This is a genomic window from Reyranella sp., assembly GCF_965249915.1.
Classification (GTDB): Bacteria; Pseudomonadota; Alphaproteobacteria; order Reyranellales; family Reyranellaceae; genus Reyranella.
In genome coordinates, this window is record NZ_OZ252257.1 from 1,806,372 (window position 1) to 1,821,145 (window position 14,774).

The 14,774-nt window shown below is 66.6% G+C and carries 12 protein-coding genes and 2 tRNA genes; 6 read left to right on the plus strand and 8 right to left on the minus strand.

From position 1 onward, the window contains the following. Positions 1-5: 5 nt before the first annotated feature. Positions 6-1,007 carry a cysteine synthase A gene (locus ACP15H_RS09110; protein ID WP_425065879.1) on the minus strand — a complete coding sequence of 334 codons (1,002 nt, stop codon included), beginning with the start codon at positions 1,005-1,007 and terminating at the stop codon, positions 6-8. 164 nt (positions 1,008-1,171) lie between these two features. Here ACP15H_RS09110 and ACP15H_RS09115 point away from each other — a divergent pair, with 164 nt between their 5' ends. Beyond that, positions 1,172-2,311 (plus strand): hypothetical protein, encoded by a 1,140-nt coding sequence (locus tag ACP15H_RS09115; protein WP_425065880.1) that lies wholly within the window; start codon positions 1,172-1,174, stop codon positions 2,309-2,311. A gap of 10 nt (positions 2,312-2,321) precedes the next feature. Here the strand turns inward: ACP15H_RS09115 and ACP15H_RS09120 are convergent, their stop codons facing one another. From ACP15H_RS09120 to ACP15H_RS09130, 3 genes are all read right to left on the minus strand, one after another. Then, entirely contained in the window at positions 2,322-2,936 is a 615-nt protein-coding gene (locus ACP15H_RS09120) for an NUDIX domain-containing protein (RefSeq protein WP_425065881.1), read from the minus strand. A gap of 55 nt (positions 2,937-2,991) precedes the next feature. After that, positions 2,992-3,066: transfer RNA gene (locus ACP15H_RS09125), tRNA-Asn, on the minus strand. A gap of 95 nt (positions 3,067-3,161) precedes the next feature. Continuing rightward, positions 3,162-3,235 (minus strand) — tRNA-Cys (locus ACP15H_RS09130). 125 nt (positions 3,236-3,360) lie between these two features. Between ACP15H_RS09130 and ACP15H_RS09135 the strand changes: the two genes are divergently transcribed. The 5 genes from ACP15H_RS09135 (at position 3,361) to ACP15H_RS09155 (ending at position 9,534) form a co-directional block, all read left to right on the plus strand. Further along, positions 3,361-4,020, plus strand: a complete 660-nt coding sequence (locus ACP15H_RS09135) for a protein-L-isoaspartate O-methyltransferase family protein (protein ID WP_425065882.1) — start codon at positions 3,361-3,363, stop codon at positions 4,018-4,020. 84 nt (positions 4,021-4,104) lie between these two features. Then, positions 4,105-5,583: a TolC family outer membrane protein gene (locus ACP15H_RS09140; protein ID WP_425065883.1), complete on the plus strand. Its 1,479-nt coding sequence runs from the start codon at positions 4,105-4,107 to the stop codon at positions 5,581-5,583. Beyond that, positions 5,580-6,191, plus strand: coding sequence for a DUF2497 domain-containing protein (locus tag ACP15H_RS09145; RefSeq protein WP_425065884.1), 612 nt, complete (start codon positions 5,580-5,582; stop codon positions 6,189-6,191). Before ACP15H_RS09140 ends, ACP15H_RS09145 begins: the two co-directional genes overlap by 4 nt. 68 nt (positions 6,192-6,259) lie before the next feature. Beyond that, positions 6,260-8,941, plus strand: coding sequence for a valine--tRNA ligase (locus tag ACP15H_RS09150; protein WP_425065885.1), 2,682 nt, complete (start codon positions 6,260-6,262; stop codon positions 8,939-8,941). An 89-nt stretch (positions 8,942-9,030) separates the two neighbouring features. Beyond that, the gene (locus tag ACP15H_RS09155; protein WP_425065886.1) at positions 9,031-9,534 is read left to right on the plus strand and encodes a hypothetical protein; all 504 of its coding nucleotides are present in this window, start codon (positions 9,031-9,033) and stop codon (positions 9,532-9,534) included. Between the two features lie 131 nt (positions 9,535-9,665). Here ACP15H_RS09155 and ACP15H_RS09160 read toward each other — a convergent pair whose 3' ends face one another. The 4 genes from ACP15H_RS09160 to ACP15H_RS09175 all read right to left on the minus strand — a co-directional run bounded on the left by ACP15H_RS09160 (position 9,666) and on the right by ACP15H_RS09175 (position 14,774). Further along, positions 9,666-11,093: a coniferyl aldehyde dehydrogenase gene (locus ACP15H_RS09160; protein WP_425065887.1), complete on the minus strand. Its 1,428-nt coding sequence runs from the start codon at positions 11,091-11,093 to the stop codon at positions 9,666-9,668. 3 nt (positions 11,094-11,096) lie between these two features. Then, positions 11,097-11,930 (minus strand): phytanoyl-CoA dioxygenase family protein, encoded by an 834-nt coding sequence (locus tag ACP15H_RS09165; protein WP_425065888.1) that lies wholly within the window; start codon positions 11,928-11,930, stop codon positions 11,097-11,099. Between the two features lie 139 nt (positions 11,931-12,069). Continuing rightward, complete coding sequence (locus tag ACP15H_RS09170) at positions 12,070-13,617, minus strand: acetyl-CoA acetyltransferase (RefSeq protein WP_425065889.1); 1,548 nt, start codon at positions 13,615-13,617, stop codon at positions 12,070-12,072. Next, a complete protein-coding gene (locus ACP15H_RS09175) occupies positions 13,614-14,774 on the minus strand; it encodes a CaiB/BaiF CoA transferase family protein (RefSeq protein ID WP_425065890.1) in 1,161 nt (386 codons plus the stop codon). The genes ACP15H_RS09170 and ACP15H_RS09175 overlap by 4 nt, the downstream gene beginning before the upstream one ends.

A 14,774-nucleotide genomic window follows, 5' to 3' on the forward strand; every position in this document is an offset into this window, starting at 1 on the left:
CGCGCTCACTTCATCCAGCGCGGCAGCGGCAGGTTCTTCTCGCGCAGGAACGCCGGGTTGAAGAGTTTGGACTGATAGCGACTGCCGCCGTCGCAGAGGATGGTGACGATGGTCTTGCCCGGTCCCAGCTCGCGCGCGAGGCGCATGGCGCCCACGACGTTGATCGCGCTCGAGCCACCCAGCACCAGCCCCTCGTGCTCGATCAGGTCGAACAGGACGGGCAGGGCCTCCTCGTCGGTGATCTGGTAGGCCATGTCGATCGGCGTGCCTTCCAGATTGGCGGTGACGCGGCCCTGGCCGATGCCTTCGGTGACAGAGTTCCCCTCGGCCTTGAGCTCGCCCTTGGCGAACCAGTTGAACAACGCCGAGCCCATCGGATCGCTGAGCGCGATCTTGATCTCGGGATTGCGCTCCTTCAGGGCTCGGGCCACGCCGGCCAGGGTGCCGCCGCTGCCGACCGAGCAGGTGAACCCGTCGACCTTGCCGTCGGTCTGGTCATAGATTTCCGGTCCCGTCGTCCGGTAGTGGCCGTCCCGGTTGGCCGTATTGTCGAACTGGTTGGCCCAGATCGCACCGTTGGGCTCCTTGGCCGCCAGTTCCTCGGCGAGGGTGCCGGAGAAGCGGACATAGTTGTTCGGGTTGGAATAGGGCGCGGCCGGAACGAGGCGCAGGTCGGCGCCGCACAGGCGCAGCATGTCTTTCTTTTCCTGGCTCTGCGTCTCCGGCATCACGATGACCGAACGGTAGCCGCGCGCATTGGCGACCAGCGCGATGCCGATTCCGGTATTGCCGGCCGTGCCCTCGACGATCACGCCGCCGGGCCGCAGTTTCCCGCTCTTCTCCGCATCCTCGATGATGGCGAGGGCAGCGCGATCCTTCACCGAGCCACCCGGATTGAGGAACTCGGCCTTGCCGTAGATGTTGCAGCCCGTCGCCTCGGAGGCGGCGCGCAGCTTGATCAGCGGCGTATTGCCGATGCTATCGATGAAACCCGACCGGACGTTCATTGAAGTACTCGCTCTGCTGACCCTGCAACGCTCCCGGCGGGACGGTAGACAGGGAGCAGGGGGGATCGCAACCGGACCGTACCGGTTGGCGGCATGATTGGCCCGGAATTCGCATGGGCCAGACCGGGCTCGTGCGCCCCGCATGGCCCAGATTGGAAGATCCCATGAGTGCGCCTGCTGCTGTCCATTCGAACTGGGCGAGCCTCGTTCATCCGAACGGCGATCCCATCCGCCTCAATCACCAGGATTTCCTGGCCATCGACCGGGACGGGGACGCAACCTACGACCCGATCTATCGGCCCCAGGCGCTCTACAATCGGGTGATCAACGGCTTCCATGCGAACAACGAGGCCTTCCTGTTGCAGGAGGTCGCGACGAACCTGCCGATCTACCGCCCGGATGCCGGGCCGACCGATTTCCATCTCCATCTTCCCCCGGGCGGCTTCCAGCTCGTGCTGGTCACCTCGGGCCTGTTCACCTTCGATTACGACGGGCTGATGCACTATGTCGGGCCCGGCGCGCTGATCCTGCAGAGCGCGATCGTGCATCGGCAGAGTTCATACAGCTGGTCGGGACTTTCCACGGAAGCGAACCTCAAGACGCCGCAGACGGTCGTGCCCGATCCGCTTTCCATGGGCTACTCGGGCAAGTTCATCGAAGCCTTCATCACCGAGCCGACGACCTTCCCCAATCCCACGGTGGTGCCCTCGGACGAGATCGACGAGGCCGAGACGCCGGGCCTGGCCTGGAGCCATCCGTTCCACGACCGCCCGCACGATGCCGGGTTCTGGTTCCAGGATCCGCTGTCGCTCGACGCCCTCTACCGACCGCTGCCGGCCGGGATCGTCAACTCGCCAATGCCCGTCCATGTCCGCGATCTCGGCATCGAGGCGCCGAGTGGCCACCTCGTCACCGGCCACATCATCGCCACCGATCCGCGCGGCCAGTCGCTGCTGCCCAAGAGCGCATCGCCCGTTGCGGATGTCGCGGGGCTCGAGAAGGGCGAGGTGGTGGTCTACCGCGTCATTCGCGGGACCGCCGAATTCAAGGATGGGGCAGGCAGGGTATTCGAACTGGCGACCGGCGATTCGGTCACCGCCGGCAAGAAATCCGCGACCCTGATCGGCCTGGGCGAGAACACGCAACTGCTGCGGCTCGGCCTCCTGAAGGGCATGGACAATCTCTGCCGATGGACGGCGGCCCAGCGCGACGAGATCGACGGGCTCGCCGGCCGGATCATCACCCGCAAGGACCCGCGGCCGCAGCGGACCCAGGGCAAGCCGGTCGGCTACCTCTACGAATAGGCAGGCGGGTTCAGCGCCAGCGGCTGCGGATCTCGTCGTGGTGGATCGCCAGCCACTGCAGGGCGATCACGGCCGCGGAGTTGTCGATCTCGTCGCGGGCCAGCAGGGCGCGCGCCTCGGCGAACGGCATGGCGCGTACGAGGATGTCCTCGTTTTCCGCATCGAGGCCATGAATGCCGCCGACAGAGGTGGAATCGACGCGGCCGAGGAAGATGCTGCAGGCTTCCGAACAGGCGCCGGGGCTCAGCAACAGGCTGTAGAGGGGAACGAGGTCGAGGATCTCCACGGCGGCTTCCTCCACCGCCTCGCGCCGCGCGACCTCGTCGGGCGTTTCGCCTTCATCGAGCATCCCGGCCACGATCTCCCAGCACCAGGGATGGCGGCCGGCGGCAAAGGTGCCGGCCCGGAACTGGCGGATCAGGACGACCTCGTCGCGGACCGGATCGTAGGGCAGCACGGCCGCGGCCTCGCCGCGCTCGAAGACCTCCCGGCTGAACTCACCGCTCTGGCCGCCCCGATAGAGGCTCTGGCGGAAGAGGTAGCGCGCCAGGCGGAAGTGACCCTGGAAGGCCACGGTGCGTTCGATGAGTTCGGCTTTTTCACCGGGCAGGGGCACCGAGGGCATGACGCGCACTCCACAAGCGAAAAGGGGCCGCTCCCTCTCGAGAACGGCCCCCAATTGGCTCCGGAGGTAGGAATCGAACCTACGGCCGGGCGATTAACAGTCGCCTGCTCTACCGCTGAGCTACTCCGGAATAAAACTCGTCGCGACGGCGGTAACTCTGCCGCGAAGGCGCGGTCTTGTGACAGAGCGTGTCGGCTCATGCAAGACCTGTCGCTTGTGCATTCGTGGAGGCCCGGGCCGGAGTCGAACCGGCCTGGAAGGATTTGCAGTCCTCTGCATAGCCGCTTTGCTACCGGGCCGCACGAAAGCGCGCGGTGCTATACTCATGGTGTGACGAACCGGTCAAGCCGGGCGCGACGGAGAGACCTTTGACGCTGTCGTCCGCTGCCGCCTATATAACGGCGCTACATCTAGGGGGCAGCCTATGACGGATTTCGCGCTCGCGCGACGCAACATGGTGGAGGGGCAGCTCCGGCCCAACCGGGTCAACGACGCCGGGCTGCTGGCGGCGCTGGGAGAACTTCCGCGGGAGCGTTTCCTGCCGGAGGGCTTGCGCTCGGTCGCCTATGCCGATGACGACGTGCCGCTGGGCAACGGGCGCTTCATGATGGAGCCGATGGTGCACGCGCGCCTGATCCAGGTCCTGCAGCCGCAGAACGGGGACAAGGCCTTGGTCGTGGCGGCCGGCCTGGGCTACGGGGCCGCCATCCTCGCGCGGCTGACCAAGTCCGTCGTGGCGGTCGAGACCGATGCGGCGCTCGCCGCCACGGCGACGAAGACGCTGCAGGAACTGGGCGTGTCCGGGGTCGAGCTGGTGACCGGTCCGGCCGAGCAGGGCGCCTCGACATCCGCTCCCTATGACATCGTCCTGATCGAAGGAGCGGTGCCGGAAGTCCCGCAGGCCATTGCCGACCAGCTCGCCGAGGGCGGCCGGTTGGCCACGGTCATTGCCGATCCGAGCGGCGCGCTGGGCGTCGCCCATCTCTTCGTGAAGCAGGGCGGGGTCATGTCGGGGCGGCCGCTGTTCGATGCCGGTACGCCGTTGCTGCCGGGCTTTGCACGGCCTGCGCGCTTTACCTTCTGACGAGGTCGGGGCTTTCCCATGCTCAGGGCTACCAATCGAGTTCCGCCTGATGCTAGGGTGCCATCCAAAGATGAGGGTAGAGCAATGCGTATCCGGCCCGGTTTGAGGCATGCCCGCACCGCGGCCGCGTGCGTCCTGGCGATCGGGCTCGGGGGAGCGCCCAGCGCGTGGTCGCAGAGCCTGATCGAGGCGCTGTCGACGACCTACAACAGCAACCCCGACCTGCTGGCGAGCCGGGCAATCCTGCGCCAGACCGACGAGACATTGTCGCAGGCGGTCGCCAACTGGCGCCCGAGGGTGACGCTCAACGTCGAGTACAACAAGGTCGAGGCGGACTCCTATTCGGTGCGCTCGACGCCCACCTTCTATGCGCTGAACGGCAAGTTCACGACCCTGCAGATGGTCCAGCCGCTGTTCCGCGGCGGCAAGACGATCGCCGAGACCAAGCAGGCGCAATCCAATATCCAGGCACAGCGCGCCCAGCTCGCGGAGACCGAGCAGACGGTGCTGCTGTCGGCGGTGACGTCCTATGCCGACCTGATCCAGAACATCGGCATCGCCGATGCCCGCCGCAACAACGTGCGCGTCCTCGTGCAGCAGCTCGATGCGACCCGCGAACGCTTCCGGGTCGGCGAACTGACCATCACCGACGTGTCGCAGTCCGAGGCGCGTCTCGAACTGGCCAAAGCCGATCTCGTCCAGGCCGAGACCAACGTCCGGATCTCCGAGGCCGCGTTCCAGCGCACGATCGGCAAGAAGCCGGGCCGGCTGGGCGAGATTCCCCTGATCGGCGGGCTGCCGTCCTCGGAAGAGGAGGCGATCGGCCTGGCGATGGATGCCGGCCCGCGCGCCGTCACCGCCGCGCACCGCATCTCGGCGGCAAACTACGGCGTCAATTCAGCGGTCGGCGACCTGCTGCCGCAGGTCAACCTGGTGGGCGCCCTGCAGCAGCAGTTCGACCTGCAGGTTCCGACCGACAAATACTACAACTACGCGGTCCGTCTTCAGGCCACGATCCCGATCTTCCAGAACGGCAGCGAATGGTCGCGAATCCGCTCGGCACGCGAACTGGTCGGGCAGCGTCGCAACGAACTCGACAGCGCCCGTCGCGCCGTCGCCGAGAACGTCATCCGCGCGTGGCGACAGCTCGATTCCTCGCGCTCGCGGGTCACGTCGTTCGAATCGCAGGTCCGCGCCAATGAAGTCGCCTTGAACGGCGTGCGCCAGGAAGCGCTGGTCGGTTCTCGCACCACCCTGGACGTGTTGAACGCGGAGCAGGAACTGCTCAATTCGCAGGTCAACCTGATCCAGGCGCGCCACGACGTGCAGGTCGCCTACTATGGCGTGCTGGCCGGTATCGGGCGCCTGACGGCGCGGACGCTGGCGCTGCCCGTCGAGTATTACGACGAGGAGCGCTACTACAAGGATGTCGGCTCCCGCTGGATCGGCTGGGGCAGCAGCGGCGAGTCGGGGACCGGCAACATTCCGCCGTCGACCTCTTCGGCCGGCGTCGCGGGGAGTGCCCCCACCGGAAGCGCCCCCACCGGGAGCGGCGGCAGATGAGCGATGCCAAGGGTGGGCCGGCTCAGGACCCGTCGATGGACGACATCCTGGCGTCCATCCGCAAGATCATTTCGGACGACGAAGCCCGCGCCCAGGTCGGGGGCTTGCGCAACGCGAACGCCGGGTCCGGCGAGCCTCCGTCCGTGATACCGCCCGTCCTGCCGTCTGCATCGCCGCCCGTGGCGAGCGACGACGTCCTCCTGCTTACCGAGATCGTGGAAGAACCCAAGTCAATGCCGAGCGAACAGCCCACGCCCCTGCAGGCGATAGATTCCGTGAACCCGGCCGAGATGCCGCAACCCTCGACCGAGCCCGTCGCCAGCGGGAAGCCGGTCACCAGCACGAGTCCCGGGGAAACGCTGGTCGGTGCGGGCGTGGCCGGCGCCACCACTTCGGCCTTCGCCCGGCTCAATCAGGCCGTGCAGGACAGCGTGCCGCCGCCGGCGGCGACCGATCCGGGGCCCCGGGTCGGCGGCTCCGGCCAGACCATCGAGGACCTGGTCAAGGAAATGCTGCGCCCGATGCTCAAGGACTGGCTCGACACCAATCTGCCGACGATGGTCGAGCGCTATGTCGAACGCGAGATTGCCCGGCTGACCCGCCGCTGACCCCAGGCGCCGCCCTCATTCATCGCCACGGTGTCGCAACCGTGGCGTTTTTCGTTTAAGGCCAGAAGATGCTCGACAAGACCTACGACCCCAAGGAAATCGAGGCCCGGCGCTACCCCGAATGGGAGAACGCGGGGGCTTTCCGCGCCCATCCCGAGTCGCCGAAGCAGCCCTATTGCATCGTGATTCCGCCGCCCAACGTCACCGGCAGCCTCCACATGGGCCATGCGCTGGACAACACGCTGCAGGACGTGCTGATCCGCTGGCGCCGCATGAAGGGCGACGACGTGCTGTGGCAGCCCGGCACCGACCATGCCGGCATCGCCACGCAGATGGTGGTGGTGCGCAACCTCGAGCAGGAAGGGATCGGCCTCGCGGTCGAGGGCGCCGCCCGCAACGATGCCAACAAGAAGCTGCTGAACCGCGAGGAGTTCCTGGCCAAGGTCTGGGAGTGGAAGGCCTATTCGGGCGGCACGATCACCAGCCAGCTTCGCCGCCTGGGCGCCTCCTGCGACTGGAGCCGCGAGCGCTTCACCATGGACGAGGGCCTGTCGAAGGCGGTCCTCAAGGTGTTCGTCGAACTCTACCGGGAAGGCCTGATCTATAAGGACCTGCGGCTGGTCAACTGGGACCCCAAGATGCTGACCGCGATCTCCGACCTCGAGGTCGAATCGCGCGAGGTGAAGGGCCATCTCTGGTACTTCAAGTACCCGATCGAGGGCAGCCCCGACGAGTTCATCGTGGTCGCCACCACGCGACCCGAGACGATGCTGGGCGATACCGGCATCGCCGTGCATCCCGACGATCCGAAGTGGAAGCACCTGATCGGCAAGCATGCGGTGCTGCCGCTGGTCGGCCGCCGCATCGCCATCGTGGGCGACGAGTATTCCGACCCGGAGAAGGGCTCGGGCGCCGTCAAGATCACGCCGGCCCATGACTTCAACGATTTCGAGGTCGGCCGCCGGCACAATCTCGAAGCCATCAACATCTTCGACAAGTTCGCGAGGGTGAACGACAAGGCGCCCGAAAAGTATCGCGGCCTCGACCGCTTCGAGGCGCGCAAGGTCGTCGTCGCGGAAATGGAAGAGCTGGGTCTCGTCGAGAAGATCGAGCCGCACACCCATGCGGTGCCGTACGGCGATCGCGGCGGCGTGCCGGTCGAGCCCTATCTCACCGAGCAGTGGTATGCCGACGCCAAGAAGCTCGCGGAGGCGCCGCTGGCCGCCGCGCGCGACGGGCGCGTGAAGTTCGTGCCCGAACGCGGCCGCGAGGATTTCTTTCGCTGGATGGAGAACATCGAGCCGTGGTGCGTGTCGCGCCAGCTCTGGTGGGGCCACCAGATTCCGGCCTGGTACGGGCCGGACAAGAAGGTGTTCGTGGCGCTCTCCGAGGAGGAGGCGAAAGCCGAGGCGCGGGCGCATTACGGCAAGGACGTCGAACTCGAACGCGATCCCGACGTGCTCGATACCTGGTTCAGCTCGGCCCTGTGGCCGTTCTCGACCCTGGGCTGGCCGGACCAGACGCCGGAAGTGGCGAAATACTATCCGACCAGCACGCTCGTCACGGGCTGGGACATCCTGTTCTTCTGGGTCGCCCGCATGATGATGATGGGCATGCACTTCATGAAGGAGGTGCCGTTCCGCACCGTCTACCTGCACGGGCTGGTGACGGACGAGAAGGGCCAGAAGATGTCCAAGTCCAAGGGGAACGTGATCGATCCCCTGGAGCTGATCGACAAATACGGCGCCGACGCGTTGCGCTTCACCATGACGTCGCTGGCGGCGTCCCAGGCCGGCCGGCTGCGGCTGGCGCCGGCCCGCGTCGAGGGCGCGCGCAACTTCGCGACCAAGCTGTGGAACGCGACGCGCTTCGCCGAGATGAATGGCGCGGCGCTACCGAAGGGTTTCGATCCGGCGTCGGCAGTCCTCACGGTCAACAAGTGGATGCTGGGCGAGCTCGCCCGCGCCAACCAGGCGATCGACAAGGCCTTGACCGACTTCCGCCTGAACGAGGCCGCCAACACGCTCTACGAGTTCGTGTGGGGCGTGGTCTGCGACTGGTACGTCGAGCTTACCAAGCCGATCGTGCAGGGCGCGGATGGTCCCGAGAAGGACGAGACGCGGGCCGTCACGGCGTTCGTGCTGCGCGAGACGGTGAAGCTGATGCACCCGGTGATGCCGTTCATCACGGAGGAGCTGTGGGACAAGCTCGGCCACCGCGCCGAGCACGGCCCGCTGATCGGCCAGCCCTGGCCGGCGCCGACCGCCGTCGACCCGGCCGCCGATGCCGAGATGGGCTGGCTGGTGAAGCTGATCCAGGACATCCGCTCGGCCCGCGCCGAACTGAACGTGCCGGCCGGCGCCAAGCTCAGGCTGCTGGTGATCGGTGGCAACGACACGACCGCGGCGCGCCTCGAGACGCATCGCCCGGCCATCGAACGGCTGGCCCGCATCGAGGGCGTCGAGGCGGCTTCATCGGCGCCCAAGGCGTCGCTGCAGATCGTCGTCGGCGAGGCGACCTATGCCCTGCCGGTCGGCGACGTGATCGACCTCAAGGCCGAAAGCGCGCGCCTCCAGAAGGAGATCAAGAAGCTCGCCGACGAGGTCGGCAAGATCGACGCCAAGCTCGCCAACGCCGCCTTCGTCGCCCGCGCGCCGGAAGAGGTCGTCGAGGAGCAGCGCGAGCGCCGTGCGCAGGCCGAACAGACCGGTGCGCGGCTCAGCGCGGCGCTGGAGAGGTTGGGCGTTTAGCGCGGCTCGCAGAGCGAATGCCAGCGGCTGCCGGGGGATGATCTCCAGTATCCACTGTGCGATTATGGATATTCAGATGGAGGCAAGGAATGACCTACAGTCTCGAGCAGTTGAGCGCCGATATTCGCAAGGCCCTCAAGGCCGATTCCGGAATCGCGGGTAAGCAGGAAGTCTGCAAGCTGGTGTCGAAGGTGCTGCTCGACGATGAATTCGTCGCCACCCACCTGACCGCCGAGCAGTGCCGCCCGCGCAAGGTCCTGTACGAGGATCCGGAACTGGGCTTCTGCATCTGCGGCCATGTGTACGAGACGGCCGCGCATGGCGGCCCGCATGACCACGGCTCCAGCTGGGCGATCTACGGCCTGGCCACCGGCGACACGGAAATGACCGACTGGCGGATCGTCAAGAAGGGCGAGGGCGACGAACCCACCCTGGTCGAGCCCGCCAACACCTACGTCCTGAAGCCGGGCGACAGTCACTTCTACGATGTAGGCGTCGTCCACTCGCCGAAGCGCGACGGTTTCACCAGGCTGGTGCGCATCGAGGGAGCCAACCTCGACCACATCAAGCGTTCGAACATCAAGGCGGCCTAAGCACTTAGGCAAGCATGATGTCGTTCTGAGCGTAGCGAAGGACCCGACGGGGCGGCCACACGACTCCGTGGCTGACGTGAGATCCTTCGCTGCGCTCAGGATGACAGTGAGCGTCGCCGTCGTTCTGGCAGTTACCGCTTGATCTGCATCCCCAGATACTTCGCGAGCCCCGCGCCATAGGGCGGCCGCAGCATGCGAAGCGGGGCCAGATCCCACTTGATCTGGTGATAGATCGACTTGCGGTGACTGAACTCACGGAATCCGTCATAGCCGTGATAGACGCCCATGCCGGCCGGGCCGATGCCGCCGAACGGCAGCTCCTCCTGGGCGACATGCATCACCACGTCGTTCACCGTCACGCCGCCTGACGTCGTGCCGTCGAGCACGCGGTCGCGTTCCGCCGCGTCGCTGCCGAAATAATACAGGCCGAGCGGTCGGTCGTGGGCGTTGATGTAGTCGATGGCCTGCTGCACGTCGCCATAGGCCTTCACCGGAAGCAGCGGCCCGAAGATCTCCTCCTGCATGACCTTCATGTCGTCGGTCGGATTGAGGATCAGCGTCGGCGCGATGCGCCTGTGCGGTTGCTGGCGCAGGTCCTCGGCGCCGGGATTGATCTCGACGATCTCCGCGCCCTTGGCCCGCGCATCGTCGAGATAGTCCATCAGCCTCGCATAGTGCCGGTCGGTGACGATCGCGGTGTAGTCCGGGCTCTCGCGGATGCTCGGGAACATCTGTCCGACGGACGCCTTTGCCGCGGCGACGAAGTCGGGGAGGCGGTCGGCCGGCGCCAGCACATAGTCGGGCGCCAGGCAGATCTGGCCGGCGTTGAGCGTCTTGCCGTTCATGATCCGCGCAGCGGCCACGCCCATGTCGGCCGAGCGGCCGACGACGACGGGGCTCTTGCCGCCCAATTCCAGTGTCAACGGCACGAGGTTTTCGGCGGCTGCGCGCATGACGTGGCGGCCGATCGACGTCGCGCCCGTGAAGACCAGATGATCGAAGGGCAGGGCCGAGAAGGCCTGCCCGACCTCCGGGCCGCCGGTGACCACGGCGATCTCGCTCTCGTCGAAGGCGCTGGCGAACATCTGCTTCAAGAGTTCGGACGTGGCCGGCGTCGTCTCCGACGGCTTGATCATCGCACGGTTGCCGGCGGCGAGAACGCCGGCCAGCGGGGCGAAGGTGAGGTTCACGGGGAAGTTCCACGGGCTGATCACGCCGACCACGCCCTTGGGCTGGTGGCGGATCTCGGCCTTCGCGCCCAGGAAGCCCAGGATGCGCGGCGTCGTGCGGCGCCGCTCGGTCTTCATCCAGCGCCTGAGATGGTCGCGCGCATGCTTCAGCGGGCCGATCGAGCTGGCGACGTCGGCAAAGGCGGTCACCGTGGGGGAGCGCGCGCCGAAATCGGCGGTGAGGGCTGCTTCGATATCGCGCCGGCGGTCGATCAGGAGGCCGATGCAGCGATCGAGCCGGTCGATGCGCTGCTCGGCGGTTGGTGCCCCGTCCTTGAGCTGTGCTTCGCGCTGCTTGAGCAGGATTTCGATCAACCGGGGCCCTGCCATGATCTACGACGCCTTCCGCAGGTCCGGGACGTAGGGCTTGCTGGCGAAATGCTCCTGTCCGTCGCCGCGGGCGAAGCGCAGGCCGGCGCGGCGGATCGCGTCGTCGTCGACCGGTTCGAGCGGCACGTAGTAGCGGTCGTCGACCCTGGTGAAGGTGTCGTTGTCGACGCGATTGTAGCAGATCAGCAGGGTCCAGCGCCGGTTGGGCGAGCGGTTGGCGTCAGAGCGATGGATCGCGTTGCAATGGAAGATCAGCGCGTCGCCGGCCTCCAGCTCGCAATACTCGACCGGGCACTTCTTGAGGATGTGCGGCAAGCGCTTGGGATCGACCTCGTTCTGTGTCGGCGACAGCGGCGTGTGGTCGATGCGGCCGAGCTTGTGAGAGCCGGTGGCGATCTGCAGGCAGCCATTCTCGCGGTTGGTTCGGTCCAGACCGATCATGATCGAGAGCATGTCGGGGCGCAGGCAGCCATTGTAGTACCAGTAGCCGTAATCCTGGTGCCATTCCCAGGCGCCGCCGACCTCCGGTTCCTTGGCCGTCAGCTTCGACTGGTAGTGATAGACCGGCCCGCCCAGCAGCGAAGCCGATGTGTCGACCATGCGCCGCACCCGGGCGGCGAGCCCGTAGACGCTATCGCCGGCCCGGTTCCAGAGCGCGATGCGCGTCGAGCGGCCCTCGCCGTCGCGACGATCGAGGATGCTGTCACGCACGGCAGGGTCTTCCTCCATGGCGCGGGTCAGCAGCTTCACCTCGTCCGGCGCGAACAGGCCGCGCGCATAGGTGAAGCCTTTCTCGTTGAACTCGGCAGTCTGTGCCGCACTCAGGACGTTCGGCATGGATTCCTCACTTCAAGGAAGAGAAAGGTCCTTCGCTTCGCTCAGGATGACGATATTGCGGGATCGACGCAGTGCGCTGACCAAGAAAATGCTGTCATCCTGAGCGAAGGGAAGGACCCTCGAGTCATATGCGACCGCCTCAGACGGGGCGGAAGAGGTTGCGGCCGCCCGCTTCGGAGACCGAGACCTTACGCCCGAGCTGCTCGCGGGTCAGCATGTCGGCGACCAGAGCAGGATCGTCCGGGGTCATGGCGACGAAGCGGTCGCCGCTGCTGTCGAGGCGACCCAGGATGTAGCCGCGTTCGGGCGCATCCTTGCCGTAGGTGACGCAGTAGGTCTCGATGGTGCCGGTGCCCGTGGGCTTGGTTTCGACCCGGCGCCTGGGAAGGGCGTCGAGTTCGGCCTGGAACTTCTTCGGATCCTCTCGCTTCCAGGCTCCCTTGGTGGGCTCGGTCGAATAGAGGCCGGCCGAGTGCTTGGTGAGATAGTTGCCGTTGGCGGTCACCATGCCGAAGGAGCCGGGCTTGGCCCGCACCACGTTCATCATCTCGGCGATCGAGTGGGTGACGTAGTTGTTGCCGGGGCCGCCGAAGAACGGCAGGCCGCCGGTCACGCTGATCGGGCGCGGATCGTCCTGGGCGATGCCGATCTCGGTCATCGCGACTTCGACGGCCGAGGGGAAGCAGCTGTAGAGGTCGAAGGCGTCGACATCGGCGACCTTCTTGCCGGCCATGTCGAGGGCGATGCGGGCACAGCCTCGGATCGCCGGGGAGGCGTCGAGCTTGTCGCGCTCCGACACGACCCAGGTGTCGGTGCCGTCGGCGCAGCCGTGCAGGAACACCCAGCGGTCCTGCGGGATACCCCATTCGCGAGCCTTCTCCACCGAAGTGACGAGCACGGCGGCCGCCTGGTCGATGATGGCATTGGCGTTCATCAGGCGCGGATAGGGGAAGCAGATCCAGCGATTGTCGGGGGAGATCGTCGACAGGGCTTCGGCGCTATAGCCCTCGCGGCGGGTCGCCAGGGGATTGTCCTTGGCCACCGCGGCGAGGCGTTCGAACAGGCGCCCCATTGCCTTCATGTGGCTGTCCACGTCGCGCTTCAGCCCGCCGCGAATGGCGTTCTCCAGCAGCGGATAGAAGTGGATGGCGGCGCGCAGGTCGTGGCGCGCCTCCTCTTCGCTGAACCCAAAGCGCGGATCGCCGATGCGCGTCGGCTCGCCGCCGCCCGGATCCTCGTTCCAGTCGATCTTCATGTTGGCGCGGCGGGCGTTCTGCGTGCTGCGCAGCAGCTCGGCGCCGCAGATCAGGGCAAGCTCGGTCTCGCCCCTGGCGATCTGCTCGGCGAACTTATTCACCAGATACTGGGGCATGTTGCCGCCCGAGTGCGTGTACAGCAGCTGCTTGGGGTCGGCGTGCAGCCGGTTGGCGACGCTCTGTGGCGGGTTGCTCGACCGTCCGAAGGGCGAGGCGAAGCGCGGGCTGATGTCGCTGAAGAATTCCATGACGGCGATGGCATCGACCAGATGGCCGAGCGCGTGCCCGCCGATGGCGGCCTGCGTGTCTTCGAGCGCCAGGTTGGCCGCCTCGGCGCAGAAGGCCACCCTCGAACGTTCGCTCGAGGGCGCGCCGACCGTGTCGGTGATCTGGCCGGCGCCGACCAGGATGGGGGTACGCGGATCGATCATTTTACCAGGGCCTCGATTTCGGAGGGCGTCAGGCCGGCTTGCGCCAGCACGGTCGTGGTGTCTTCGCCAAGTGCGGCAACCTTGGGGCCGCTCTGCAGCGGCGAGCCGGAGAAGCGGAAGGGCGGCGCGGGCGATTTGTAGGTGCCGCCGCCGTCCTCGATGGTGCACAGCGAGCCGCGATGCTCGACCTGCGGGTCCTGCAAAGCCTCGGTGACCGTGACGTAGGGCGAGCAGGGCACGCCGTGCTTCTCCAGCGCCGCGACGACCTCCTTTACGCTCATCTTCTTCGACCACTCCTCCAGCTCGTCGACCAGCACTCCCCAGTTCATCCGCCGCTCATGATATTTCTCGAAGCGCGGATCGGTCAGCCAGTCGCGGCGGCCGGCCGCGGTCGCCATGTCCTGGAAGGTCTTCTCGCTGGCGGTCGCCAGCATCACGTAACCGTCGCTGGCCTCGATCGGGCCATACATCGGCCGCGACGGCATCTCGAAGTCGAACTGCGCCCGGTTGACCTCGCCCAGCAGCATGCCGACCAGTGTCTCGAACATCGACACGTCGACCATCTGGCCCTTGCCGGTGGCATGGCGCTGGTGGACCGCCGCGAGGATCGCGCCCATGGCATAGGCGCCGCTGGCATAGTCGGCGACGAAGATCCCGCAATTGTCGGGGCGCTGGCGGCCCTGCTGGTAGAACAGGTGCGCCATGTCGTAGCCGGTCGAGGCATGGATGACGGGGGCGTAGGCGGGGCGCCCGGCGCCGGGTCCGGTCTGGCCGTAGCCCGAGATGGCGCAGTAGATCAGCCGCGGATTGACCTTGGACAGCTCGGCATAGTCGAGGCCCAGCCGCTTCATGACGCCGGGACGATAGTTCTCGACCAGGATGTCGACCGTGGCGGCCAGCTTCTTGATGGCGGCCACCGCTTCCGGCTTCTTGAGATCGAGCACGATCGACTTCTTGCCGGCATTGAGCTGGCCGAACATCGTGCTGAACCCGTCGCGCTGCACCGGTCGCGAGCGCATCAGGTCACCCTCCGGCGATTCGACCTTCACGACGTCGGCACCCATGTCGGCGAGCAGGCGGCTGCAATGCGGGCCGGCAATCGTGGTCGAGAAGTCGAGGATGCGCAGGCCGTCGAGCGGCCTCGTCATGTCTGTCAT